Source organism: Rhodoglobus vestalii, assembly GCF_006788895.1.
Taxonomy (GTDB): Bacteria; Actinomycetota; Actinomycetes; order Actinomycetales; family Microbacteriaceae; genus Rhodoglobus; species Rhodoglobus vestalii.
Map to the genome: position 1 here is coordinate 1216181 of NZ_VFRA01000001.1, position 23971 is coordinate 1240151.

Here is a 23971-nt window from a genome sequence, read left to right on the forward strand (position 1 = left end):
GTCAGAGCCCAATAGAGAAAAAGGGCTTTCTATCTTGATACCCTTAGCCCTCAGTCCGTCCCACATGTAGGCCTTTTGGACCCTCCAGACACAACATCCAGTGGACGTTGGTCGGCCGGGGTACCTAAACAGAAAGCCCTTTAGACTATTTTGAGCCGATGCCGATGAATCCCTTATTTAGGAAGTCAACGCTAGCTGCGTGGGCGACGCTGAATTGAACTTCTTCGACAATTTCCGTACTCACAACCTTTGCGCCTGATGCGTTGTATGTCTCGATTGCAATGGAGATCTCGAGAAGATCACTAAACGAATCAACTAGGCCTTCGTCGTTTATGTTGTCGATGACGGGACTATCGCCGTACAGGACCGTCGCAGTGGCTGGGTCAGCGTCAATATCTGGCGTCGCTTCATTGATAGTGAATACAGAGCTTGAACCGTATGCCTCGACAACCCGCGCGAGTGTATCAACAAGCTGTTGAGCGTGAGAGTTGTAATACCCCGTGTGATCGATGAACTCATCCTTCACGACGTTTACTTGGTCGGGCAGTGGATTTTTCGCCAAAATATTCATCAGAAGGTTCATTTCAGGAACCGACTTATTGAACACATCAACAAGTTGTTGCGCTGCGACTTCCTGTGAAAAAGTTGTCGTAAGAATGTCAAACCCAAGAGGACTAACTGGGTTTATTTCTGGGTTTTCGAAGTCGTATCCTGTGAAATAGTCTTGTCCAATCGTAAGATCTAAGCCAGGATTCGCTCTCAAGTAGGCAGCATGTGAGTAGTACGTTGCAAGAGCATCCGGGTAGCGATCATCCCATGCATCGATAAACGCTTTTGCATCTTCTGGAATGTCGACGGCAGTACCGCTTGTGGGTACGGCCTCTGGAGGCTTCTCTCCATCATCTGTAGCACCCATGAGGGCGGCGCAGCCGCTGAGCACCACCGCTACGACCGCAAGAATCGATATGCCAGACCATGCCTTCATAACGTTTGGCCACCGAAGTCGCGGTTCCATCTTCGCCCCTATCTTGAATACAAATCGAAGAGTAGCAGGTCAGTTGATGCCGCAGTCAAGATCTTCAGTACCCCCCAAAAGGTTCAACTCCGACGGTCAGTAACTGCTTTCTAAAGTGACAAGCCGGATTCCTCGTTATCCGCTGCCACGGATGCTGTCGGGCGTGCAGGGTCACGCGTCGGCACCTTCGAACGCTCGACGGGCGGTTGTGCCGGCTTCTCCAAAGCGTCGCTGAGCTTGCGGTAACGCGCCGCCAGCTGGCCGCGCTTGGCTGAATCGTCTTCAACCCGCTCGATCAGCTTGACCTTAGAAGACTGCAGCGCGTCAACGGGCTCCTGCGCACCACCGGTGATCTGGGCACTGTGGTTGAGCGCAGCACGGTGAGCGAGGCGCGTATCGAGTTCTCGGATCGTCTGGCGATCGCGTGTAAGTCGGCCAGATAGCTTTTCCAGTTGTGCGTGGACTTCTGCTCGCGCAGTGAGGATTGCCGGACGTCGTGGATCATCTACCGGCATACTCTCGACCCGCTCGGCACTAACGCCTTCAGGTGAACGCGCAGCGCGGGACAGCTCAGCTGCCGCCGCAACACGGGAATCATCGAGAGTGATCTCCACGCGGCCGCGTCGCATCGAGTCGGCAACAATATCGATCACCTGACTACGGCTACCAGCAATCACAACGCTCTCGTTGTGGCGCCGGCCACGCGTCATACCAACATACAAACCAGCGGCATCCACACCGGGCCCGACAATGGCAACGTCAGTCGTCTCACCCTGAATACCGTGCACCGTCGAGGCATAGGCAAGGTGCAAATGCTTGGTTCCATACTCGCGCGTAACGGTCCTTGTATCCCCAGCCTGAGAAGCATTAGCGAGGACGATCTCACCATCGCGGATCTTCTTCACAACCCACAGGGCCCGGTTCTCAACACCAGTGCTGGAGTCGTTGCGGCGGGTCTGCACCACGTCGCCCTCCAACAGGCGCTGGCCCTCTTGCCCTTCGGCTAGTCGTTTCGTTGCGAGCTGGCCACGGGCAACACGTTCGCTCTGGATGCTCTCGTTCACCAGTTGCGCATCCGAATTGGTGCCCGTGACCAGGGCGATACTGTGTCCAACACCTGCGGCTTCGAAGTAGCCAGAAACCATCCGGGCGCGGGCGTCAAGATCATTGGAGACGCAAGCCACGTGTCCTCCGTCATACAGCTCACGAGCAACACCGACAGCAGCCTCTTCGCTGCCCGGATCACGCAGTCGCATCGACAGTTGCCCGTACTCGGGATCCTTGAATCGGTGAATTGCGGTCAGCTCGACCACTGCGGTGGAGCGTTGCTTGGTCAGCGCCATCGCGCCCGAGTGTCCGACTGGGGAGGCTTGCAGGTGGTCGCCCACCATCGCGATACCGACTCCGGTTTGTTCGGCAAGAATCGCCAATGCACGCGCCGCGTTCAGGTCGATCATTCCGGCCTCGTCCACGACGATGCGGTCGCCTGGTTGCAGCACGTGCTTGCGAGGGCCTTCGTAAATGGCACCCGTGTCGGCACCCACAGAGCCAACCGTCAGCTGCGACCAGCGTTGAACGCCGGCAGCGTCCGGCGCGAAACGCCACCCATTGTCGTATAGCAGTCCGTGCAGCGACGATGCCGTGGCGCCCGTCTCACGACCGGCTACGCTGGCTGCTTTCTTGGTCGGGGCAACGACGATGAGTTGGCGGCCCTGCTCTGCCAACGATGCCGCAGCGACCTTCAACATGGTCGTCTTACCCGTACCGGCAGGTCCGGTGACTGTCACCAAACGGTCGCTGCCGGCGATCGCTGCAGCGGCGTTCGTCTGGCCTTCATCCAGTCGGCGGCCGTCGCTTAGAACACGGCTGGCGATAGTGTCGATCGCACCAACGGCAACAGGCTCGCCTGCCTCAACGAGCAGGTCGAGCTGGTCGGCGAGCTGCGTTTTCAGCACTGCTGTATCGGCTGCCATGAAGTGTTTGACGTGACCAGGAAGAGCGTCCACATCCTCGGAAAGTTCGACGGTCTCCGTCGCAACTGCCCGAGCGACGACGTCTTCGAGTAGCTCTGAAACGAGTGCTCGGTCGAGGACAATGCCGCTGGCAGCAACGGCACGGCCGGCACCGGCGCGGATGTCGTAGTGGCTAAATCGACCACCGGTACCAGCGGAACGGCGATCGGCATCGGCGATCGCTTGGGCTGCCAAAAGGTCACGATCAAGATCTCCGACGTGAACCGGGACAACGTCAGTAGCGGCTCTCACACCCAGAACTTTGGGGTCGAGCTCCAACAGTTCGTCGCGCACAATCTCAGTCCAGCGAGCCTCGTCAACCTTGCCGGGCTTGTTCGGGCGACCTGCCGCCCACGCCCACCGGTCGATCGCCGTCAGCACACTATGGTCGGGTTCCTGACCCGGATTAGCGGCTTTCCACTCCGCAAATTTCAGCGCTCGGTTCGCCTCAATTTGGTTCGACCGACGCGACAGCGGACGCACCAAATGAGCCAGCTGTTCGATCTCTCCAGAGGCATCCACAGTGAACCCTTTAGCCGCCAACGCAGCGATCCATTCGGGGTCAGTACGAGCCGCCAAATCGCCCTCAGAATTGACCACAGTTTGGAAGCGCAAAGCCACCCGCGAATCGACGTTTGACCATCGTCCATCGACGCCACGAACCTTCATATTCAGCCACAAATGACGGTGCTTGTGAGGATCCAAAGAACGCGACCGTTCATGCTTGAGCTCCACCACTTCAATGCGGGAGAGCTCTTCACGGATTGCCCCGCCAGCGCCGCGTCGAGCGTTGAGCTCGGACTGCCAGGTCAGCAGCACACGGTCCCGCAGACGGTCTTGAAGCTGCTCAAACTCGGCCGCCAACTCATCATCCATAAGAGCCGCAAGCGAAAAGGACTTCGGAGAATTGACCGTTGCATCCAGCAACAGGTCAGCCTCGGGCGACGGGAGCTCACGTCCGCGGTGCTCTCCAGTTTCCGGATCAGCACCACCGATCCACGCCTTCAACTGGTCACGGCTGAGCGAGTCAGAGACCGTCACTCCGTCCTCGACAACGAAGCGTTCCATCATGCCGTCGGTGTAGCCGGCTGCCGCTTCGGCTCCTGCTGAGGCTGTGATGTGCGAGTCGCAGGTGCCGCCAAATGCGTAATCAAGAGCCTGTCGGACACCCTGAGAAGCGACCCCTCGCTTCCACCTAGCAATCCCTCCGCGCATGCGTCAAGGGTACCTCACACTTAATAGTGCCTGCGTGCATCACATCATTCTTGTCTACTCATCGTTACCTTCCTCGTTACCTCCTCATCTCGTAGAGGGCATGTTTCATCGTGCATGATGCACGTCCCATCTCTTCTTCTTCGACATCGCTTTCTCGTCGGGGAAGAAGAAGCTGTCGTCAGCACAGCCTTGTCACGCGCGCTGACAGGGGCGAAAGTGTCAGGGCCGCAGAGTCGGGCCGGAACAAAGCTGCGTCGGCCTGTGCGTGACATCAGACCGTAGAGATATCACGCGCCCCGGCCGTGGGTCACTTCGACTACGACCACACGAAAGCCATCCACCGACGCATCTTCCAAGACACGTATGAGTGGCCTGGCCAAAAGCGAGTTGGGCCGTCGACGCGGATGACGAAGAGCGGGTGAACATTTGAACGTGTCCAGCAGCGCGTGGCGTGGCGTCTTAAGCCTCGACATTCTGATCGTCCGGTAAGACGCGCGCGTTGCCGATAATAGTCATTCAGTAGCGGCAGTCGGAAACGTCGAAGACGCAAGGTTTCGGAAGCGGTCGCGTAAACCGGACTTTTATCCCCCGATACGACCATGTTTTGACCACTCGTGTGCTGGTGGTCAGAAACGATCGTTTCTGGTCGATGTCAGAGGGTTCCGCGATGATGCGGTGCATGTGTCAGTACACCTCCCGCTGCTCGATTACTACGCACCGTCCTGGCATACAATGCCCGTACAGCGGTCGGGGTTCTTCCTACGTCCGCGGAAGCGGCTCGGGTTGGGCTCCCCCCGCGGCGTCGACGCCGCGCAACTCGGAGGAGGCACGGCGATACCGGCGTGCCACTGCAAGCTCGGGGATCAGCGGTCTCGATCTTCTGGTCGTGATCCTCGTCGCCCGTTCCTGGGATCGTTTCTATGAAGACACCGGTCTGGTGGGCGTGATCCTCGCAGTGTTGGCGGTGCTGGTGCCGTTCGCACTCGCCGTCTGGTTAACGAGCACGTGTACGGCATGGAATGGCAGCAAGGAGGGGCGGTGTCAGAAGCGTCGACCAGGCTGGCATCGTTGCGAGGAGCCCACGCACGGCAGGACGAGGCAGTTCATTACGCTCCCTGAGGTGGCTGCGGTGCTGTCGATCCTCATCAGCGTCGCTAATGCTGTGATTCTCATCACGCTTGCGGCTTAGATCGGCCGGAACGATCGTTTATGGGTCGGTCAGGTTATAGCCTGATCGCGCCGTCACCCCGCTGAGGTACTGCGACTTTACGCCGTTGACCTTTGCTTCTTATTGCGCCTATTAGAGCTACATCGAGATTGACATCCTCTTGCTGATCCGTATGGGCTAGCGGCTCGGCACACGCGATGGCAGGTTCAGCATTGTTACAGTTTCCCTGAGCAAATATCTGATGATGAAACAGGTGACGGGGTGCTGGCAAAGACCGCAGCAGAGCTCTCAACGATGACCATGCAACGGAGGTCGCGAGGCGTGCGGCTGCAGGGGAAACAAAAGCATCACTTGCTCGGGAGTTCGGCACAAGTCGTCAAACAATCTACGAGTACCTTCCGGCAAGCTCACGATAGAACGCATCGTTGGGCTAGTCCGGGTCGTTTATCGCTGTCGCGGTTTCGCAACCCGCATAGGAGCGGCGATCTGGGCGCTGCACGCCTCCTAGAAGGAGCAGTAGGAATCCGACCGAAAATTCTCACCTTCCATGAGAATGTCGCTTTCTGCCCGGACCATGATGACGGACAGCATGAGATCATTTGAGACCCTTTAATGGCTTGCCGTGATGCTCAGATGCCTTCGTAGCCTTCCTCAGAAAGGAAGGCTACGAAGATGTATAATTAGAAGCGACTAGGGGAGCTAATGAAGACCGTAACTGTTATAGCCTTGCTATTCACAGTAGCGCTCGTTATCTCTCTCGCGGCTTTGCTCTTTTTCAGCTTTCGAACACCCGCCGGAGAGATCAATTGCTACACCCCCGACAACTCGGACTTTGATACTCCGATTTGTCCTTAGTCTTAATAGTCCGTGATTGTCATCAGTCTTACTCCTCGATCTATAGCGGACATCGCTGGGTAAATAGGCGAGATCAATGCCGTGTCCGAGCACATCCTTCCTTCGTATTGAAGACCAGAACACGCAGTGCTTGCAGTCCGGATTCCGGATATGATCCCAGTCGCATACACGCCGTTGGTATTGGGACTTTGAAAATTGAAGGCTGGCCCGCCGCTGTCTCCTTGGCCGACAGGAATCAGGTTCGCTGAGTTCACTGTCTCCACCAGAGGTCCGACACTAGACGGTGCCCCTCCCCCGTAGTTCACGTACACGTTAATGTCTGTAATCGTGTTGTAACAGAAGGTCCCGCTATAAGATCCGGAAAAGCACCACGCTCCTCCAATAACCGGGACCTGACCGTCGACGACAATCCAGCGAGTTCCGGAATTGTAAGCCCCCAAGAACATTTGCGGGTAATAGAAACGGAGGCTATCTGAGACACCCGACTGAACAGGGTCGTTCACCATAAGCGCAACGTCGCGGTACTTCGCAGCATATTGGGAAGACTTGTTACCGAAAAACTTGTTGCTGACGGTGGTCCAAGTTCCGGGTCCATATGCACCGCAATGGTTGGCAAACATCATTCCCTGAGATTTGATTATGTCAGGTGCAGGTTCGCCGATCTGAACGCTAAAGCCGCTTGTACAACCACTGCCCCCTCTTTTGATCCGCCCGCCGCTTGCGTACGGTGCCACCTGACTGACCCGATCATCAGTAGTTTGGACTTCACCCGTCGATACAAAATCAACGGGAAAAGAAGCACTAGCCCCTAAACGGTCGCTAGTGGATTCGCGTGGAGCATCTTTGCGAGCTTCGCCATTAGAGTTCGCAAGAGCGACTTCAATACCGGTCCCATCATGCAACGCTGTCACGGACGTAACCTCGGGCCAGGTTTTGGCGAGGCTTTCAGCCATCTCGTGTGCTGCTGCGTTGAGGTCCATTCCGGAGTAGACCATCGGCCGAACTTGGACTGGCAAAGAATCTTTCCGGGAAGTATCTGCCAAGAGCCGGGAGGCCTTTTCTGGCAACGAGCCATGCCACCAGACAAGCACCTCTCCTGTTTCCTTTACCCACTCGACAGGACCGTAGCCTCTAGTATTTCCGTAGTCTTTCCAGAGTGCGTTGGCTAGCTCAAATACTTCCGGTGGAGCATCCTCATTAAAGTTTTTCCACTCCGACGGCGACCCTGATCCCTCTACAATCCCGGTCTTCTGGAATTCCTGGAGGATTGACTCCATCTTTTCTGGACTAACCTCTGCTTTTAGCGGATCGCTCTCCACCACCTTTGAAGCTCCGTCGTCGTCGACTTCAGATGATGCCATTGCGACACTTGGCGTCATCACAGCCAGAAGTACCAGAGTGGCGAGTACCCCGCCTAGGCGAGCTCCCCCTCTCCTTCTTCCTCGAACTATCAGCCCCGAACTTGCAGTGGCTGAGTGGTCTGACTTTCCCATGACTCCCCATTCCGTGGTTTTATCACGCTCGTTCGGGTCGAGTAAGTGACGGTTAGTAGTTTTTTGACAGGGTAGCGTCTGGGGAATGAAAATTCAAGCATTTCTCGTGAATGGTTGGGCTAAGGCGCCCAAAATTCGCTACCGCTTCCTTGTGAGCTGGAAGGATGCATGTGATGCGAAGGAACGTTAGCCCTGACCGGGTCTGCGATCTCAACAACCAACCCCTCAAGGCTCGGATGCATGAGTCGGCAGTCCTGCGGCGTCCCATTCCCGTGCCATTGGGATGCCGCGATCCCAGCCCTGCTGGGCCGATTGCTGCACCTCGAAGGCGTCTTTCGCTGCCTCCGTCTGGGCGCTGCCAGCGACTGGCGCACTCGCCGACTGCACTGGGTGCATAGTCCACACATAACTCTTCTCGTCGCCCCCCAGCTGCTTTCTCGGCCGCCCTCGCGGCTTCCAGCGAGGAGTTCGCGACGGAAGTGAAAGCCCCTTTTAGCCCACCGTTTGCGCACACTCGACGGCCCGACGGCGGGCGGTGCTCATCATGGAAGCGCCTGCGGGCAGCGTTCGCCTCTTTGGCCGCGGCCGCGCGGCGTAGGACGGACGCTACCTGTGCAGCGACCGACCGGTGGCCGCAACCGGGGGCGCTACTTGCTACTCAACGTATGGATCGTACGAAGCAGTTGCCGGCGGACATGCAACCATAGCCGATTCGTAGTCACTCTTTGACGCTTGGTCAAATACTTGAGATTCGAGGAGAGGAAACTCGTCGCTGTAGTAGCGATCGACAAACACCTGCTTCGAGGGCAAAGCTACGTCGTAGCCAAGATCCGTTAGACACTTCAACGTAACTAGCTCGAGCTTATAGAGCTCCCCAAGTTGATCCTCGGAGAGCGACGAGATTGTGTCGTAGCCAAGGGAATTTTCACATTCCGCGACGGCTTTCGAAACTGCCTCCCTCTGACTCGAGGGGCTATCCACGACAAGACCAGTGCCCTGCGTTGACGCTTCAAAGCCATAGTCGGCGAGGCACGTAGTCATCAGGCGCGGGTAGTCCGCCCGCGAATTGTGTGTCGGTGCGACCGGGTTGGGGGCTGTTGCACAGCTTGACAACAGCGCCGCTGCGGCCAGTGCGATCACAATGGCGGCAGATAAAGGCCTACTCAAAAGCAAGTCGTCCCGTAGCTGTACACGATCGGGGCGTAGATCAGCCAACCACTGGTGCGGAGCGATGTGTACGAGTTGAATTTGCCCCTCTGATAAGCGGGCTGAATTGTCGTTTTGTCCGTGTTGTTGGCGTAGTAGCGGTGATACCCGCTGCCGACCTGATCGGAATAACCGGATACTGATTTAGGTACGTTACAAGTCCGCGTCCCTGACCCCCCAGCCGCCATAGCCGGTCCTGTGCCCAAAAGCACGATCGCGATTGTGAGGGCAGCAGTAGCGGCACCCATTTTCGTCATCTTGCGAGTTGCGGTCATCGTATTACTCCTAGCTAAGATTACGTTCGTTTGCGCTGATCCTGACGTATCCACAAGTTCTTGTCAATAGCGGACACGCAGTGGCCGAAGATCTCATTCAGGGCACGCGTAATTCATTGATGGGTTCTCTTCGAGCCGCGAGCCCGGCGGGAATGAGGGAACTTACGACGCCAATTGCCGTTGCAAGGATGCCTATTGCCAGGGTGAATGCCCACCCGGGCAGCGGATCTCGCATAATGATTAGTGCTACAGTCGCGCCGCTCAAACCGACAATTGATCCGACCAGGGCTAACAATGTCGATTGAAGCGTGACTAGGGCGACGATCAATTTTTGTGAGGCGCCGAGCGCGCGGCGCCGACCGAAGTCTTTACGCCGCAAGGCGACCATGCCGTAAACGACGATGGCCAAGAGAAGCCCCGTCAATCCGAGCACACCCAGGACGAGTCCGCGTCCTGAGGTTGCTAAATCTCCTTGGATCGACGATCGGAGTCGAGCTAGCGATTCGCTCGAGCTGATCGCAATCTTTGTGATGTCATCCGGTGCTAGGACTGATTGGACCGCGACCGACACGGCGCCAACAAGGGATGGATCGTCTACGACGATCACGAGCACTGCAATTTCACCTATCGCGCTGGGTGCCCTTGGATGGAAAACCGCGGGTTCTAGAAAGTTCAAGTAATCGGGCAGTTCGAGGCGGCCGACGATGCTTCGTGACGGTTCTCCAGAGACACTGTTTATTCCTCCCGTGGGCGCTTGAAACCCAAGCTCGCTAAGTGCCTTGTCGGAGGCCCACACGCTGTCTTCAACTGGAGTCGACTGGAGATCAAATATAGATGGATCCTCAGTCCAAATATCGCGAACTGGAACACGAGTTCCGCCTGAGAATGCAGCATTCTCAACGTCGCTGGCGGGGCCAAATGCACCCGTCCACTCAATGCCTGCAATGTTTCGAATCCGAGCGATTACCGTGCTGTCAACGCCAGCACCCGATTCCGCCCTTACGACAATGGATCGGGTGCCCGCGGCATCCAGGGTCGCGATCACGGACTGCTGCGCCGCGACTGTGCGACCGGTGGTCAACATCACCCCAACACACATCCCGGCCACCATGATGAACACTGCGAGTGAGGTAATCGGTGCGCTTCTGGCACTGGCGATCGCCTCCCGCAGGATCAACCATGACCTGTTCATAGATGGATCGTCCGATCGCACTTAGCAACGACCGAGGGGTCGTGAGTGACGACAATGACGGTCCGTCCTGATGAAGCATGCTCACGGAATGCGTCTAGGACTACGGCCGCTGATGCCGGGTCAAGGTTGCCGGTCGGTTCGTCCGCAAGGACAATCTCGGGTTTGTGTAGCAAGGCGCGGCATAGGGCTATCCGCTGAGCTTGCCCGCCGGACACTTGGCCCGGCCGCGCTGCAGCGCGCAGCCCTACCCCGAAGCGCTCCAAGAGCGCCAGCGCATCAGGCACCTTCGAGGAGGCTGATTCCCCGCGGTATAGGGTAGTTTCGATCACATTGTCGAGCACGGTTCTTGTCGTGTCAAGCGCAGCGTCTTGAAACACGAACCCGAAGCGCTCCGCTCTAAACCGCGCCCGTTGCGCGTCTTTGAGCCGCGACGTCGGACTGCCGCCGATGTGGATCTCCCCGCGGGTTGGGCTAAGCATTAGACCTAGCAAGTAGAGCAATGTCGATTTGCCGCAGCCAGATGGTCCGGTGATGGCTACCAATTCGCCGCAATCGATTCGCTGATCCCAACCTTCGATCAGTGGTGTGGCTCCGTAGCCGAATGTAAGGTCGCTTGTGCTGATCGCAACGGTCATTCTGAGGCCGGCACCTGCACGAAGAGGCCTACGTCGATTCCGTCAACAACGCTCATCCCACGGGAGCTCGCGACCACTGACACAACGTGTTCGGCCCCATCACGATCTACGACCACGACTTCACCGTCGGCTTTCACTAGGAAAGCCGCCGACGGGATCACGACTCCCACTTCGGGCTCCTGTGTGATGACCCGCGATTCCAGAAGCGTCGGGTCACCAACTGGAATGGCCCCGCACTCCAAGTCGCAAATAGACGCGTCCGACGTCGACATCAGGATCAACAAGAGCTGTCCATTCTCGTCAATGAGCCGATTCGCCACCTTCGCCTCCCAAGAGGACCCATCGGGGGCGCTAATCTCGACGCGATCTCCATCAGAAATTAGCCCAGATTGTCCATCCCCGATCGGAATCGTAAAATTGGGTACGGAACCAAGCCCGGACATCACAATCTCCCCACCCACCAGCGAGGCCCCCCGAACTAGCTCATCTGAAACAGCAACTCGCGTGGGGAGGGAACTGATGAAGATGATGTCCGATCTGCGGACGGAACCGTCGACCTCGACACCCTGTGAGAGCTGCCAAGCTTCCACTGCCCGTTCTGTGCCAGCGTAAAACTCGCCGTCGGCAGGGCCAGTGTAAGTTCCGGCTGCAATTAGTAGCTCCTGTAGCTGCATCACGTCTGGACCAGTGAGGCCACGCGACAAGTCCCGGAAAGCGGGAATGTCACCGCGAGCAGCAAATACCGGGCGAAGGTCGACCGAATAGACCCTCTGCCCCAGTACGACTTCGTCACCATTAGCCACGTCCACTGTAGTAACGGTTCCGGCCGCAAGGTTCGTTCCATTGGGCTCGGGATGCCATTCGGCGGCGGCATTCAGAGTGAGACTCGAGCCCACTTCGCCATACTCTGCGGCGACGAAGGTGAAAGGCACCTCGCTGAGAACTTCGCTTGGCGGCGCCAATACAGTCGCAGAAGCCCATGCCACGCCCGAAGCAGCGACCATCACGGCTCCTACAAATATGACCCGACCCGTCCAGCGTCTCCGTCGATGTCTTTCATCCATTAGGCGAGAATACCGACTATCGACTGCTTGTAGGCGAAGATTTGTCGACGTTGAGGCGGCATACGGTTTTTGCGAGCCGCTGGCTGTGGTCGAATTGATCACCTGCGGCCCAAGATGAGGCAAACTAGGGCTCACCCAAGGTCAAGTGTCTTACGCTACGGCTGCACCGCTGGTTCCACAATCACAATCAGAGTATGTGGGATGTCCACTCTAGAATTCCTTAGCATCCAGAAGAATATCCGGGTTGCTATTCCCGTCGCCGCACCGGATGATCGAAACCCGGTCACACTCCCCCGCGAGTTTTGGGACGAGTGGGCACCACCGGACGCTGTCGGCGATCAAACATTGGTCGATGCTGCTGTTGCAGCTGCTATCCCTCTCGCGAGCTCCTTAGCGTTCCACCAGGTTGCACCGCTTAGCGGCAACGGGCCTGAATTTATTGTGGCGAGCTCCTAACTGGAGGTCGGTGGCCACCTTTATGGCGATACCGTGGGTAGCAACAGAAGGTACGCACACCATGTTGATGCGCGAATGGATGACGGCATCCTTGCCCGCATTATGGAATCAAGCGCTCCCGAGTCCCTCAGGGACGACGAGCTGGAACTGAACCGCTTCGATCTGACCAAGACACGCAACCCGAGACCTGTTCGGGCGTGGGTTCGCTATGCCGACGGATCGCTGCGCGTCGACGCAATGGCGATCGCCTGGACTGAACGAGCTGTCGCTATTGAATGGGATGTTGTTGGCGGCAAATCGCACCACGCTTGGGTGTGGGGTTCGGCTGTTGAATCGCGCTGACACCCCATTTGCACTGTCTTCGCGATGGTGTCAAGCGAGCGATGAAACAACATTTAGGTGCCACCAAGCGGCAGCAGCGCGATTGTCATGACATCGCTTCGGTCGACACCTGACCGCGCTCGGCGTCGAAGATGAGCCACGTCGTTTCGTTCCAATGGTTGCGGCAGGTGATGCCTTTGGGAGATTCAGTGAGCGAGTGCGAGATTGCGTTTGGGTGATACTCAGTGATCCATGAGCTGGCCAGCTCGCCGGCGGTGGCGCGATCCTCTTCCGTGCCAGTCTCGGTTGCGTGCACGTGTGCGGCCCAGACCTCGCGCCCAGCTGCGCTTGCTCGCTGCTGTCGGCGGTGGTCCTCGATCAGCGCAGGGAGGCACCCGCACGCGTCGGTGGCGTCGTGGTGATGCCCGATGCAGCGATCATCGGTGCATCCGCACACGTCGCCGCGCCAATCTGTCGCACCTGAGTAGCCGTGCAGTCGAGCCCATTGGCTCGATGTGAATCCGGCATTTCGGAGCGTGGCGCGTGCCTCGCTGGTGAGCTGTGTCATGGGGTGTCCTCTCCGTAAGCGTTTGAGCGTTGTTAGATGATCTGCGTCAAGAAACTTGCCGCATTTCGACGTAGGCTGCCACGGCTTCGCGCACGATGTCTGACTCTGCGCGCTGTTCCCGCTCTGCAAGAGCGGCCACGCGCTCTTTGAGGGATTGGGGCACTCGTGCGCGCACGACGGGCGACTGCCCGCCCTTCGCGCCCACGCGCGGCCGGCCAACGGCAATGTTGGCGGCTTCTTGCACTGTGCTCGCGCCAGTCGCTTCCATCACAAGGCGCTGGATCTCGTCGTGTGCTGCGGCGTCACCGCGACGCACGGTTCCTGGCTTCACTACTAGCTCGCCACGCTCGGCGCGGGCAGCTAGTTCTTCGTATTTGGTACTCATCTTTATTCTCCTTCGTGCAGTAGGTGGCGGAACAGGTCGGTCAGGGGCATGGCGTGAAAGATAACGATGGTGCGCGGCACTCTGTGGGCGGCGATCACTTCAATGTATCGATCAGTCTGTGCATGTGGGTGCCCGATATAGACGATGGTTGTCTCGCCTTGCTCCCCCTCGATCTCCGCTGAGCCCTCGTAGTTCATCAGCGCGTAGAGCGCATCTTCTCGTGATACTCCGTGCTTCTCAGCGCTTCGTGTCCACTCAACTCCCATGCCTATATTGTAGCACGAAATGCGGCTACAATATAGGGTCATGTTGTATACGACCACGGCAGCGCTGATAAGTGGAGGGTGCGCGTGGCGCTCCCCCCACTGTCGGCCGCCTGCGACTTGTTTCAATTGCCGGTCATCATTCGGAAGACTTCGATCGCTGCGGCGTGAAGGTCACCACGGTGCGCGTGGATCTCTTTCTCGAACGTGTCGATTGCGTTCTGTAGATTTGCTTTCTCAGCGCTGATCGGTTCGGGGCCGAAGTTTTCTTGATTGTCCATGGGGTTTCTTTCTGAGGTTGAGGCAGGCGAGGGTTCCGGTGCCTAATCCGAAATAGGCAGCGTCACTACTGGCAGCTGTCGCGCTGTGTTTCGTCTGCTGGATTTACCGGCACGATGTATTCATCTGCTGCGGCGATGGTGTGACCCGGTGTGGCGGTTCCGTCTAGCTCAACGTGGCGAGTCTGGACGATGATTGCGATGTTTTTCATGTTCTTTTTCTCTTCCATATTTTTTTGCCAAAGCGGCACTTAGTGCCGATGGAAGGCGAAGCGCAACACAACCCGTAGGGCGCGGGGCGAAGAATTTTGGTGCGAAATAAGGGAGCGCAGCGACCGCGTACCAAAACTCTTCGGAGGAGCTGACGGCAGACTGCCGTTTGTGTGGAGTAAAGCCGACCGTACAATCGCTCACAGAGCGCTTTGGCAAAAATGTGAGCGCCAGCTCACCAGACAGACTGCGGCGTTACGCCGTCAATGTAGTCTTGCCGGCTTGCACCTGTTGCCGGCGTGACGTTCTCTGCATTGTGGCTGAGTCGTGGTTTGCGCGTCGGGGAGCGCGAGGGGGCAGCGCCCTCTCGCACATTTGGTTCTAGCAGTCTCTATCGGTTGAGGGAGACTGCTAGAACCAGACGTGCCTAGCTCGCGGCTTGACTGCCCATTTCAGCGGCTGTTTTTACTTCTTTGATGGCTTCGTATTCGAGAGTGTCAGTCCAGCTGTACTCTGTGCGGATCGAGACTGATTTGGCGTTGACTCGTGCCACCTCTGCCCATCCGAAACGGTGCCTCACAAAGTCGCCCTTGCTGATTGTTTCGCGGGTGTAGTTGGTGGCTGTGCCTCCGGCGATCTGGTCAGCGCGAACTTGCAGCCAGTAGGTGAGCTGGTCTTGCTGCTCTGCCAACAGAATGGTGAGACGGTCGAGATATGCGCCGGTAGCGGCGATTGGTTCGGCACTGAACTCACTTTGCCCGGCATCGTTGGTAATCCAGTCGCGCTTGCCAGTGATGTGGCGTTGAGTGCGTCGGGTGTCTGCTTCCAACTTTTTGATGCGGTTAGCTACGGTCTGCACGCTGTAGCGGGCGCCGGTGGTGTGCTGTGCTGTTTCGGCTCGTCGGGCGGCTTCTGTCGCGTCGTTTCCTGCTTCGATTGCCCGGCCCTGTGTGTTGTGTGCTTTTTCGATCGCGTTACGGTGCCTGTTCTCTGAGTGGTGGCCTACCTTGATTGGCTCGCCTCCCTCGGGCAGAGAATCGTGTGCCCGGTCTGCACGCGCTTGTGCCTGGTCTGCGACGGTGGCTTTGCGGTCTGCTTTGGAATCGAGCGCGCCCGCGCGCTGTTCTTGGCGCTCAATTTTTCCCGCCTCTACTTCGGCTGTGGAGCGGGTGGCCTCGTCAATCTTTGTGGCAACCTCGAACCCTGCCGCGCGTAATGCTGCGGCGGTGGCGTTGATGGTGGGCCACTTCGGCAGGCGGTCGCGGCTCTGCGGTACGAACCACGCTGCGATGCTACGCCCCCAGCGCCAGCGCTGAGCCTTCAAGATTTCGGCGGTTCCGTCTCCGCGCACTGTTCCCTCGATCATGGTTCCGGTCTCGTGTGAATGGGTGATTATCAGCATGTTCTTCTTCTCTTCCACGTTTTTTTGCCAAAGCGGCACTCAGTGCCGATGGGAGGTGAAGCGCAACACAACCCGTAGGGCTGCGGGGCGAAGAATTTTGGAGCGAGATAAGGGAGCTTGCGACCGCGCGCCAAAAATCTTCGGAGGAGCTGACGGCAGAATGCCGTTTGTGTTTCGTGAAGCCGACCGTACAATCGCTCGCAGAGCGCTTTGGCAAAAATGTGAGCGCCAGCTCACCGGAGGAACTGCGGCGCTACGCCGTCGATTGAGACTTGCTGTGACGTCTATTTGAGGTACACCCCAAACAGACGTAAAGGCGAGCCGCCACTCCCCCAATAAAGACGTGTCAAGTTGAGGCTCTAATTCGTTTTCTTGACACTCTCCCACCAACGTCTTAGAGTTCCCTTGACACTATTGAGGCGGGGAACAGTGACTCAAACCTTTGGATACATACGGGTCAGCACGCTGGACCAGAACACTATCCGGCAGCTCGACGGCGAACAGTTCGACCGCGTGTTCACGGACAAAGCGTCAGGGAAAGACCAGAACCGCCCGGAGCTGGCGAAGCTGATCGACTTCGCTCGCGACGGCGACACCGTCTTGGTTCATTCGATGGACCGCTTGGCTCGGAACCTCGACGATCTTCGAGCGATCGTTCGACAGCTCACCGACAAGAAGGTGCAGGTTCGATTCGTGAAGGAGAACTTGACCTTCACTGGCGACGACACCGCGATGGCCACGTTCTTACTTTCCGTGATGGGAGCGTTCGCTGAATTCGAGCGCGCCCTCATTCGTGAGCGACAGCGCGAAGGCATCACACTGGCCAAAAAGGCTGGCGTTTACAAAGGACGAAGCAAGGCCTTGAATGATGAGCAAGCAGCCGAGGTTGCGAGGCGTTCTGCTGCAGGTGAAGCGAAAGCAGCACTAGCCCGAGAATTCGGCGTCAGCCGTCAGACGATCTACGAGTACCTCCAACCAGACCACCACTAGTTCTCGATACCGCCAAAGGACATGCGCAGCCAGGATTAGCGCGACGCGGCCGAAGCCATTTTGATTTACTCCGTGGGCAAACGGCTCACAAATCTATCGATCTGGAACTGCAAGAGCTGGTCTGCCTCAAGCGCGGACGATTCAGACATGGTGACTAGCACGAAGTCTCCGATTTGAATGGCGGCTAATTTTCCGACACTGCCACCGCTGCGAAACCCGAAATCTTCCCAACCGAAGGCGTTCGCAACTGTCGACTTATTGACCACAGGTGCTCCAAGATCTTCAGACACATCGGACTCACTACATGTGGTGTAAACGTTCACGTGGTCAGCAAAATCAGTTGAACCAATCGGTTCTCTCCCGATGTACCACAACACTTGCTTTCCCTCTCCTGCTTCGTAGACGGAGGTCGCTGCGTCCATTTCCAGGTCGGGATCCAGCGGGAATCCCCCGACTGCGTTCAGCGCAGCGGCACAATTAACACCGAAAACAGCGGGATCATAATTGTGTTTGTCCTCGGGAATTTCCGATACTGTGAAAATCGAGGTGCTGTACTCTTTGTATCCGTCGCCAAAATTCTCCATGACTTCTTCCTCCGTTGGGAGGAGCTCTAGAGGAGCGAACCCAGCGAGAGCAACTGTGTCAGTGGTCGCCGACGGCGATGCGGGCCCCGAGGTACACGCTGCTAGAGCTAACGCGAGAGAGATGCCCGCTAGCGCGGCCGCAGTGAGGGAAAGGCGGGATATCATTTCGCTAAGTTACCGCACATTGACAGAGCGCGCTGTCCCCCGTCAACGGGACGTCGCCGCTGGAGATCGACCTCGTAAAGCGCGCTTCTGCTGAGCCACCAAAGGCAGCACTGGTGCGAGAATTCGCTGTTTGCCATCAGACGACTTCTCAATTCTTCAGCCAGGCCACCAATAATGCGCACCAATAGTGGCGTGCATGCCGCGAATTACTGTCACGGCTTCGCTACGTCACATAAGGTGCCCCTTACGGGAATCCATGACGGACACCCTGTACGGCATTTCGGAAATGCGGAGACCAGGTGTTAATCGAGCGTTCTCAGCGGCGTGGATTCATGCCATTTACGGATCGGCTTACGGCACACGAGATACCGAAGCAGCCTCACCACGAGGTTACTTAGAGTGTCTCGCAACCGACCTATAGCACTCAGATTCAAGCGTCAGGTTTCGCTACATAGTTGCGAGACTCGCCGTGTGCCGCAGCGCCGCAGAAGTGCGCTATCTGCCAATCCCCGTTTCCGCCGCGGGATGAGACGCTCCGCATCCCTAGGGTTATGAGACACGGACAGTTGACTACGAAATGGTTGCTTGGGCGAGATAGTTGACTATCGAATTGAGATTTAGGCGCAGCCAGGCCAGCGTCTGGTCCGGAGTTGCGCGCACGAGGCGCCCTTCAATCGCTAGTCCGTCCGCGACCCATGCGAACTGCATTACTTCATAGGAATCGTCGTCTGCCGGCGTTATTGACGTCGGCCCTACGTGAACGGTGCCACCATAGAGACTCGCTGGGTTAGACATAGGGTCGAAACCATTGTTGGCGAGATATTGCTCAGCATCTCTCACGTTCGACACGTTGTTGGCGGTGAGGATCATCCCACCGGCATTGCAGGAGGCACCTGTTACGTCGGCAGAGGCGTCCGACTGAATGGCGACATAGCTGGAGGACCACTCGTCACCTTGAATGGATTCGGCAGCCAATCCAGGGACGAGATCAATTGGGGAGGCAGCGAACGGGCACGCTGAAAGGTCGGCTATTTCGTCTTTGCCCTCCACGAGGGTGCCCAGCCGGGAGAGCGCCTGGTCAATGTCCGCGTCGAAGCCGGGCGCAGCCCCCACGACCCCGGCAGGCACACAATCTGGCACCGAGCCGTTGGATGCCCAGACGATCGCATCGCAGACCGAGGAGTTGGAGGTGTTCGAAACGGTCCATGTCGCGGGGCCATTTGCGATGTCAGCAACGATCGCTTGGGTGCTCGACTCGTCTGCCGTGACGTTCTCTACAACGTCACCGGTCAGACTGTTTGTCCCGCCGACGTCGAATGCGCCGCTCGCTCCCTGCAGGTTTCTGAAAAGGATCCAGCAGAAGTCACCTACTGTTCCATAGGCGAGCTGCCTTCCGTTCTCGGCAACGGTCTCTCCGGAGCACAGCGGCGAGCTGGTAGGCCACCATCCGCTCACGCTGAGGTTGTTCATATTCGCCCAGTCGGAGTTTCTTCCGGCAGTTGTATTCGTTGCGGTTATCGCGATCGGAATCGACCACGCCACATCGGTCCTCCCGGGAGCCGCATTTGTGGCGGACGAGCTCACATCCGTGACAGCCATGGTGAATGTCACAGCGAAGGTATAACCGCCCGTTCCCTCAAACGTCCCCACACTGCCACTCACGGACGTGTTCGCTAGATCTGAATTGATGTCCGGCTGATCCATCCGCACAATGGCGAGTTCACTGGCCTCCTCCGAGGGGGAGGTTTCCTCAGTCGGGGCAGTACAAGCAGACAGCACCAGCACAATCGCGAGGGAGCTCGCTAGTGCAGAAAAGGGACGCAACATGAGAACTCCTTGGAAGTACGCGCTTGGGCTAGATGATGTTACCAAATATGGCGTTCATTCAGGTCTACAGATCGCCAAGGAACGCAATTCGAGAGCCAAGCAGAGCGACGTCACCTCAATGGAACCTGCGCCGACCAGACCAAGCGGTGTCATCTCACGGCTACAGGCGGTTTACAACGGTAGGGATGCAAGACAGAGAACGGTACTGCGTCACTAAGAAAGGCTTCTCGTCCGTCATGGAGTATTTCTCCAGCGCGATTAGCGACTACCCGTGCACTGAGGACGTTGCAGCCGTAGGTCCCTCGAAGCGTGAACCCGAGGCCGACACACGTTGATCGCCGATAATCAGCGCACGTCGGTGTCTCGGGAGGAGATCCAGCTGCGGCCAGCCGAGAGGCACCATAGGCTCGTGCATCCGAGCAACACTCGCATGGCCAATGTCGGACGACCGGCCCCACAGAAGGCGAAACCGTCATGCGTCTTACTCGGATTCAGATGGAGATCTACGCGCGACGCCTAGATCTTGACCTTGAGGTCAGAGGACGCATCGTAATCGTCGGCGCAAACGACGTAGGTAAAACGTTCATTTTTCGCCTGCTGAACCTCACCTTGGGGACCACAGCGCAGCTCTACCAGAGCCTGTCCGTCCAGGATGTGCGCGACCCAGAGAAACCCCTCGGCGTGAACCTTGCCTGCGACAGCCTCACGGATGACGAACGCCGGCTCTTCCACTGTCAAGGGTTCAGTGGTGGGGTGAGGGTCTGAGATCCCCGGGTCACGCACCTGCAGATGACAGAATGAGATGCGCCTACGTTAACGTGCCGTCGGCCGACATACGCGTCTCGCGACAGATTGGGGAACTGTGACTCGCTTCGCCTACGAGGATCTGTACCCACAGCAGTTCGAAGAACTCGTCGTGCTCATCTGCCAAGAACTCCTCGGCATCGCCGTCCAGGGATTCGCGGACGGTGCTGACAGTGGCCGAGACGCCAGATTCGAGGGCACCGCCCAGTTGATGCCAAGCAGCTCCAACCCATGGAACGGGCGGGTAGTCGTCCAGGCGAAGCACACAAATGGCCTAAACCGCGCCTTCAACGAAACCGACTTCTTCAGCAAACAGAGCAAGACCAGTGTTCTCGCGCTTGAGCTTCCAAAGGTCAAGAAGTTGAAGGATGACGGAGATCTTGACCACTACATGCTCTTCGCCAACCGCCGGCTAAGTGCCGGAGTCGAATCCGACATTCGATCTGAGATCTCTACAGCCTGCGGAATCCCCAGCTCCTCGGTTTACATCTGTGGCCTAGAACAACTAGAGATATGGCTTCGTAAATTCAAAGGTCTTGTCAAGATCGCAAACCTTGACCCAATCGACTCGCCTTTAATTGTGAGTCCAGACGAATTGGCCGAAATCGTGACAGCCTTTGCGTCTCAACGTGATCTCATCACAGCGACGATCGACGACGCCCCGGTTGAGCGCACGCCTCTGGTTGAGAAGAATCGGATAAACGGAATGACGGCCGAGTACTCGACCGAGCTACGCCGATTAGTGATGGTTGACGAAGCTCAGATCCGGAGCTTCCTTGCGGCGCCCGAAAACGCTGAACTCCTGGACCTTTACGAAGCCACTGTGGACGAGATTCAGCTGAAGATAATCGCGAAGCGTAAGGACTACCAGAGCTTCGACGACGTTCTCAACTATCTACTCGATCTTCTGTACGCCCGCGACGCCGTTCTCCGGCAACGCACCCACAAGCGCCTAACGCGGTCTTTGCTCTTCTACATGTACTGGAATTGCGACATAGGTCGGGAGGCAGACGATGCTGAAACCCTCTAAGCACGCCCACCCGGATCAAACAGTTTTGAATGTCTCACTCATACTCCTTGCCAAGCTGCGTAATGAGCGGGTCTCCTCCCATGCAGAGCTTGTCTCCATCTCGAAAACAAAAGTGAGTGGCGGGGACGTTCTCTTCATGCCGGCTGTCAATTTTCTTTTCGTTCTGGGACTTGTCGAGTACCGATCAAAGACCGATTCCTTCGAATACGTAGGGCCAAATGAAGCTCTCTAAGCTCTACAGCAACCACGATGATCTCTTTAGCCCAATAGCTTTCTCCGATGGGCTGAATGTGGTTTTGGCTGAGATCAAGCTCCCGGAAAACCAGAAGAAGAACACGCACAACTTGGGCAAGACGACGTTGGGTCAGGTCATTGATTTCTGCCTTCTCGCCCGTCGCCACAAAGAGATGTTCCTGTTCAAGAACCCCAAGCTATTTTCGTCGTTTGTCTTTTTTCTAGAGATTGAACTGAGGCCCGGTTACTACGTGACCGTACGGCGCGCAGTATCAGAACCGAGCAAGGCGTCGTTTAAAAGGCACGTGACGCGTGGAGCCAACCTGGTCGATCTAGGGGAAGAGGACTGGGACCACTGGCGTGCGTCCTTTGACCGGTCCCGCACGCTGCTCGACGGCATGCTCGACCTGGCCGCAGTCAAACCGTGGGACTTTCGAAAGGGTCTCGGATACCTGATTCGTTCACAGCGCGACTATCGAGACGTCTTCCAACTTGCTCATTTCGCGTCCGCACACGCCGACTGGAAGCCCTACATTGCCCACATCCTCGGATTCGACTCATCACTTCTGAAGGACTATTACGCGGCGGAAAATGCAGTCGAAGAGTTGAGAGCCACAGAGAAGATAGTTCAACGTGAGCTTGGGGGCTCGGTAGAGGACCTCAGCAAAATAGAGGGTTTGCTGCTGCTCCGTCAGAGTGACGTCGACAGGCAACAAAAACTCCTCGACTCCTTCGACTTCCGCGACCAAGATCGAGACGCCACTAAACGCTTAGTAGATGAGATAGACGAGCAAATTTCGGAGCTAAACGCTGACCGGTATTCGCTCGGCTTCAACCGAAAACGCCTCTTGGCCTCTCTCGAGGCGGACGCGCTCATGTTCGACGTTGAGAGCGCAACACGGATCTTCACAGAAGTCGGCGTCCTCTTCACCGGTCAGATCAAAAAGGACTTCAACCAGCTGGTGGCTTTCAATCGCGCCATCACGGACGAACGGAACCAATATCTCCGAGAGGAGCTCGGACAAATAGATGCATCTCTAGATGAAATCAATGTCCGGCTCAACGAACTCGGCGCGGAGCGCGCATCGTCACTGGAGTTCCTCGGTGACACCGACGTTTTCAAGAAGTACAAGACGGTATCCGACCAGCTAATTGAACTAAGGGCTGACATAGTGTCGCTCACCCGGCAACGGGAACACATTCATCGCCTACAGCAGCTTCGTGGAGAGATTCGGGAAACTTCGGAGCGCCTCACCCATCTCGGCACCGCTTGGGAACGAGAAGTAGAGGCCGCCAACGCGGCGGACGCATCAGGTCTATTCACCACAATTCGCCTTCTCTTTGACGGAATCGTGTCCAGCGTCATCGACCAAGGTGCGCTTTTGACGGTAAGTTTAAACTCCGAATCGCATCCAGAGTTCAGGGCAGAAATCTTAAACTCCGCGGGGACGGCTACGAGTGCCGACCGTGGAAACACCTATAAGAAACTTCTCTGCATCGCCTTCGATCTTGCAATTTTGCGGGCGCACCAAGACACGGGCTACCCCGAGTTTGTCTTCCACGATGGGGCATTCGAGACCTTGGACCCCAGGACGAAGGGAAAGCTCCTCGCGGTAATGAGAAAATACAGCGAAATCGGGATCCAGCAGATCGTGACCCTTATTGATGCTGATGTCCCGCCTGAAAACGAGCAAGGCGTCACTTTCACGGACGATGAGGTCATTCTCCGACTTCATGACGTCGATGAATCTGGACGTCTCTTCAAAATGACCTCGTGGTAGCGCTGACAGCAAACCTGTGATGTGCGAGCGTTTACGGCTTCTGGGCTTCCCAGGGGTGCCGTCGTAGCGTGGAGGTACTTAGCTGAGGGTCGTGTTCAGGTCGGGGCGAAAGCCTGACCAGCTCGTGGGGTCTGTCTCAACGACGGGGGCTTGCAGGTGTCCCAGCGTCTTGATGTGCTCCACCGCGGCGGCGTCTTGTGAGAGGTCAATGACGGTGTAGCTGACGCCCTCCTGGTCGAGCTTCATCTTCGTCATCCGGTACGGCTGGCACCCGGGGCTGCTGTCGCTTTGCCTGACCCTCACGACGGGATTCCAAACCGCTAGCTGCAGCGCAGGCTCGGAGCTGAACTGGCGCAAGAAATCGCCATAGCGCGCGTGAAAGCTCTATCTCCGGGTCCCCTAGTGGGACCCGACGAGACGCCTCGCAACCTATGGGTTGCAAGACGCCATTGTGCCAAACAGCGATCTAGAGAGAAGGCTGCCCCGCCCGCCCAGCACCATTTGTGGATCCGCTACCGGACGTGAACCTACGCCTTCTTCAGA

Annotated in this window: 24 protein-coding genes and 1 pseudogene; 9 read left to right on the forward strand and 16 right to left on the reverse strand. The window is 57.2% G+C overall.

Annotated elements, in window-relative coordinates:
- Nucleotides 1–145 precede the first annotated feature (145 nt).
- Both FB472_RS05850 and FB472_RS05855 read right to left on the reverse strand, forming a co-directional pair.
- Nucleotides 146–1015 (reverse strand): hypothetical protein, encoded by an 870-nt coding sequence (locus tag FB472_RS05850; protein WP_141990107.1) that lies wholly within the window; start codon nt 1013–1015, stop codon nt 146–148.
- Nucleotides 1016–1125: 110 nt separating this feature from the next.
- Nucleotides 1126–4242 carry an AAA family ATPase gene (locus tag FB472_RS05855; protein ID WP_141990108.1) on the reverse strand — a complete coding sequence of 1039 codons (3117 nt, stop codon included), beginning with the start codon at nt 4240–4242 and terminating at the stop codon, nt 1126–1128.
- Nucleotides 4243–5128: 886 nt separating this feature from the next.
- Here FB472_RS05855 and FB472_RS05860 point away from each other — a divergent pair.
- Nucleotides 5129–5431 (forward strand): alpha-crystallin domain-containing protein, encoded by a 303-nt coding sequence (locus FB472_RS05860; protein ID WP_141990109.1) that lies wholly within the window; start codon nt 5129–5131, stop codon nt 5429–5431.
- A gap of 266 nt (nt 5432–5697) precedes the next feature.
- A pseudogene (locus FB472_RS14630) lies at nt 5698–5826 on the forward strand (helix-turn-helix domain-containing protein); the annotation flags it as partial.
- Between the two features lie 441 nt (nt 5827–6267).
- Here the strand turns inward: FB472_RS14630 and FB472_RS05870 are convergent.
- The 5 genes from FB472_RS05870 to FB472_RS05890 all read right to left on the reverse strand — a co-directional run bounded on the left by FB472_RS05870 (nt 6268) and on the right by FB472_RS05890 (nt 12070).
- Complete coding sequence (locus tag FB472_RS05870; RefSeq protein ID WP_141990110.1) at nt 6268–7626, reverse strand: chymotrypsin family serine protease; 1359 nt, start codon at nt 7624–7626, stop codon at nt 6268–6270.
- 786 nt (nt 7627–8412) lie between these two features.
- A complete protein-coding gene (locus tag FB472_RS05875; RefSeq protein WP_141990111.1) occupies nt 8413–8799 on the reverse strand; it encodes a hypothetical protein in 387 nt (128 codons plus the stop codon).
- A gap of 537 nt (nt 8800–9336) precedes the next feature.
- Entirely contained in the window at nt 9337–10431 is a 1095-nt protein-coding gene (locus FB472_RS05880) for an ABC transporter permease (RefSeq protein ID WP_141990112.1), read from the reverse strand.
- On the reverse strand, nt 10428–11066 hold the full coding sequence (locus FB472_RS05885) for an ABC transporter ATP-binding protein (RefSeq protein WP_141990113.1): 639 nt from the start codon (nt 11064–11066) through the stop codon (nt 10428–10430). Before FB472_RS05885 ends, FB472_RS05880 begins: the two co-directional genes overlap by 4 nt.
- Nucleotides 11063–12070 (reverse strand): peptidoglycan-binding domain-containing protein, encoded by a 1008-nt coding sequence (locus tag FB472_RS05890; RefSeq protein WP_170192027.1) that lies wholly within the window; start codon nt 12068–12070, stop codon nt 11063–11065. The genes FB472_RS05885 and FB472_RS05890 overlap by 4 nt, the downstream gene beginning before the upstream one ends.
- Nucleotides 12071–12331: 261 nt before the next feature.
- Here FB472_RS05890 and FB472_RS05895 point away from each other — a divergent pair, with 261 nt between their 5' ends.
- Together FB472_RS05895 and FB472_RS05900 are read left to right on the forward strand one after the other, a co-directional pair.
- On the forward strand, nt 12332–12586 hold the full coding sequence (locus FB472_RS05895) for a hypothetical protein (RefSeq protein WP_141990115.1): 255 nt from the start codon (nt 12332–12334) through the stop codon (nt 12584–12586).
- Nucleotides 12587–12619: 33 nt separating this feature from the next.
- Nucleotides 12620–12928, forward strand: a complete 309-nt coding sequence (locus tag FB472_RS05900) for a hypothetical protein (protein WP_141990116.1) — start codon at nt 12620–12622, stop codon at nt 12926–12928.
- Nucleotides 12929–13013: 85 nt separating this feature from the next.
- Here FB472_RS05900 and FB472_RS05905 read toward each other — a convergent pair whose 3' ends face one another.
- The 6 genes from FB472_RS05905 to FB472_RS05920 all read right to left on the reverse strand — a co-directional run bounded on the left by FB472_RS05905 (nt 13014) and on the right by FB472_RS05920 (nt 16013).
- Complete coding sequence (locus tag FB472_RS05905; RefSeq protein ID WP_141990117.1) at nt 13014–13475, reverse strand: hypothetical protein; 462 nt, start codon at nt 13473–13475, stop codon at nt 13014–13016.
- A 46-nt stretch (nt 13476–13521) separates the two neighbouring features.
- Nucleotides 13522–13860 (reverse strand): ribbon-helix-helix protein, CopG family, encoded by a 339-nt coding sequence (locus FB472_RS05910; RefSeq protein WP_141990118.1) that lies wholly within the window; start codon nt 13858–13860, stop codon nt 13522–13524.
- Between the two features lie 2 nt (nt 13861–13862).
- The gene (locus FB472_RS05915; RefSeq protein WP_141990119.1) at nt 13863–14126 is read right to left on the reverse strand and encodes a hypothetical protein; all 264 of its coding nucleotides are present in this window, start codon (nt 14124–14126) and stop codon (nt 13863–13865) included.
- Nucleotides 14127–14248: 122 nt separating this feature from the next.
- Nucleotides 14249–14404 (reverse strand): hypothetical protein, encoded by a 156-nt coding sequence (locus FB472_RS13975; RefSeq protein WP_170192028.1) that lies wholly within the window; start codon nt 14402–14404, stop codon nt 14249–14251.
- A 65-nt stretch (nt 14405–14469) separates the two neighbouring features.
- Complete coding sequence (locus tag FB472_RS13980) at nt 14470–14613, reverse strand: hypothetical protein (protein ID WP_170192029.1); 144 nt, start codon at nt 14611–14613, stop codon at nt 14470–14472.
- A gap of 425 nt (nt 14614–15038) precedes the next feature.
- The gene (locus tag FB472_RS05920; protein WP_141990120.1) at nt 15039–16013 is read right to left on the reverse strand and encodes a DUF3560 domain-containing protein; all 975 of its coding nucleotides are present in this window, start codon (nt 16011–16013) and stop codon (nt 15039–15041) included.
- Between the two features lie 429 nt (nt 16014–16442).
- Here FB472_RS05920 and FB472_RS05925 point away from each other — a divergent pair, with 429 nt between their 5' ends.
- Nucleotides 16443–17003, forward strand: a complete 561-nt coding sequence (locus FB472_RS05925) for a recombinase family protein (RefSeq protein WP_141990121.1) — start codon at nt 16443–16445, stop codon at nt 17001–17003.
- Between the two features lie 65 nt (nt 17004–17068).
- Here FB472_RS05925 and FB472_RS05930 read toward each other — a convergent pair whose 3' ends face one another.
- Nucleotides 17069–17587 (reverse strand): hypothetical protein, encoded by a 519-nt coding sequence (locus FB472_RS05930; RefSeq protein ID WP_141990122.1) that lies wholly within the window; start codon nt 17585–17587, stop codon nt 17069–17071.
- A 735-nt stretch (nt 17588–18322) separates the two neighbouring features.
- The gene (locus tag FB472_RS05935; protein WP_141990123.1) at nt 18323–19579 is read right to left on the reverse strand and encodes a hypothetical protein; all 1257 of its coding nucleotides are present in this window, start codon (nt 19577–19579) and stop codon (nt 18323–18325) included.
- 474 nt (nt 19580–20053) lie between these two features.
- Here FB472_RS05935 and FB472_RS05940 point away from each other — a divergent pair, with 474 nt between their 5' ends.
- The 4 genes from FB472_RS05940 (at nt 20054) to FB472_RS05955 (ending at nt 23428) form a co-directional block, all read left to right on the forward strand.
- A complete protein-coding gene (locus tag FB472_RS05940) occupies nt 20054–20344 on the forward strand; it encodes a hypothetical protein (RefSeq protein ID WP_141990124.1) in 291 nt (96 codons plus the stop codon).
- A gap of 97 nt (nt 20345–20441) precedes the next feature.
- Nucleotides 20442–21413, forward strand: a complete 972-nt coding sequence (locus FB472_RS05945; protein WP_141990125.1) for an ABC-three component system protein — start codon at nt 20442–20444, stop codon at nt 21411–21413.
- Nucleotides 21397–21645: an ABC-three component system middle component 8 gene (locus tag FB472_RS14550; RefSeq protein WP_141990126.1), complete on the forward strand. Its 249-nt coding sequence runs from the start codon at nt 21397–21399 to the stop codon at nt 21643–21645. The genes FB472_RS05945 and FB472_RS14550 overlap by 17 nt, the downstream gene beginning before the upstream one ends.
- Nucleotides 21632–23428, forward strand: a complete 1797-nt coding sequence (locus tag FB472_RS05955; RefSeq protein WP_141990127.1) for a DUF2326 domain-containing protein — start codon at nt 21632–21634, stop codon at nt 23426–23428. Before FB472_RS14550 ends, FB472_RS05955 begins: the two co-directional genes overlap by 14 nt.
- A gap of 78 nt (nt 23429–23506) precedes the next feature.
- On the opposite strand, the gene FB472_RS05960 is transcribed toward FB472_RS05955, so the two are convergent.
- Entirely contained in the window at nt 23507–23731 is a 225-nt protein-coding gene (locus tag FB472_RS05960) for a glutaredoxin domain-containing protein (RefSeq protein WP_342775542.1), read from the reverse strand.
- Between the last annotated feature and the right edge of the window lie 240 nt (nt 23732–23971).

Excerpts from the sequence above, each read along its gene's own strand:
- FB472_RS05850 (WP_141990107.1), bottom strand. The coding sequence starts at position 1,015 with ATGGAACCGCGACTTCGGTGGCCAAACGTTATGAAGGCATGGTCTGGC.
- FB472_RS05855 (WP_141990108.1), bottom strand. The coding sequence starts at position 4,242 with ATGCGCGGAGGGATTGCTAGGTGGAAGCGAGGGGTCGCTTCTCAGGGT.
- FB472_RS05870 (WP_141990110.1), bottom strand. The coding sequence starts at position 7,626 with ATGGCATCATCTGAAGTCGACGACGACGGAGCTTCAAAGGTGGTGGAG.
- FB472_RS05875 (WP_141990111.1), bottom strand. The coding sequence starts at position 8,799 with ATGACTACGTGCCTCGCCGACTATGGCTTTGAAGCGTCAACGCAGGGC.
- FB472_RS05880 (WP_141990112.1), bottom strand. The coding sequence starts at position 10,431 with ATGAACAGGTCATGGTTGATCCTGCGGGAGGCGATCGCCAGTGCCAGA.
- FB472_RS05885 (WP_141990113.1), bottom strand. The coding sequence starts at position 11,066 with ATGACCGTTGCGATCAGCACAAGCGACCTTACATTCGGCTACGGAGCC.
- FB472_RS05890 (WP_170192027.1), bottom strand. The coding sequence starts at position 12,070 with ATGGTCGCTGCTTCGGGCGTGGCATGGGCTTCTGCGACTGTATTGGCG.
- FB472_RS05895 (WP_141990115.1), top strand. The coding sequence starts at position 12,332 with ATGTCCACTCTAGAATTCCTTAGCATCCAGAAGAATATCCGGGTTGCT.
- FB472_RS05905 (WP_141990117.1), bottom strand. The coding sequence starts at position 13,475 with ATGACACAGCTCACCAGCGAGGCACGCGCCACGCTCCGAAATGCCGGA.
- FB472_RS05910 (WP_141990118.1), bottom strand. The coding sequence starts at position 13,860 with ATGAGTACCAAATACGAAGAACTAGCTGCCCGCGCCGAGCGTGGCGAG.
- FB472_RS05915 (WP_141990119.1), bottom strand. The coding sequence starts at position 14,126 with ATGGGAGTTGAGTGGACACGAAGCGCTGAGAAGCACGGAGTATCACGA.
- FB472_RS13975 (WP_170192028.1), bottom strand. The coding sequence starts at position 14,404 with ATGGACAATCAAGAAAACTTCGGCCCCGAACCGATCAGCGCTGAGAAA.
- FB472_RS13980 (WP_170192029.1), bottom strand. The coding sequence starts at position 14,613 with ATGAAAAACATCGCAATCATCGTCCAGACTCGCCACGTTGAGCTAGAC.
- FB472_RS05920 (WP_141990120.1), bottom strand. The coding sequence starts at position 16,013 with ATGCTGATAATCACCCATTCACACGAGACCGGAACCATGATCGAGGGA.
- FB472_RS05930 (WP_141990122.1), bottom strand. The coding sequence starts at position 17,587 with ATGGAGAATTTTGGCGACGGATACAAAGAGTACAGCACCTCGATTTTC.
- FB472_RS05935 (WP_141990123.1), bottom strand. The coding sequence starts at position 19,579 with ATGTTGCGTCCCTTTTCTGCACTAGCGAGCTCCCTCGCGATTGTGCTG.
- FB472_RS05940 (WP_141990124.1), top strand. The coding sequence starts at position 20,054 with ATGCGTCTTACTCGGATTCAGATGGAGATCTACGCGCGACGCCTAGAT.
- FB472_RS14550 (WP_141990126.1), top strand. The coding sequence starts at position 21,397 with ATGCTGAAACCCTCTAAGCACGCCCACCCGGATCAAACAGTTTTGAAT.
- FB472_RS05955 (WP_141990127.1), top strand. The coding sequence starts at position 21,632 with ATGAAGCTCTCTAAGCTCTACAGCAACCACGATGATCTCTTTAGCCCA.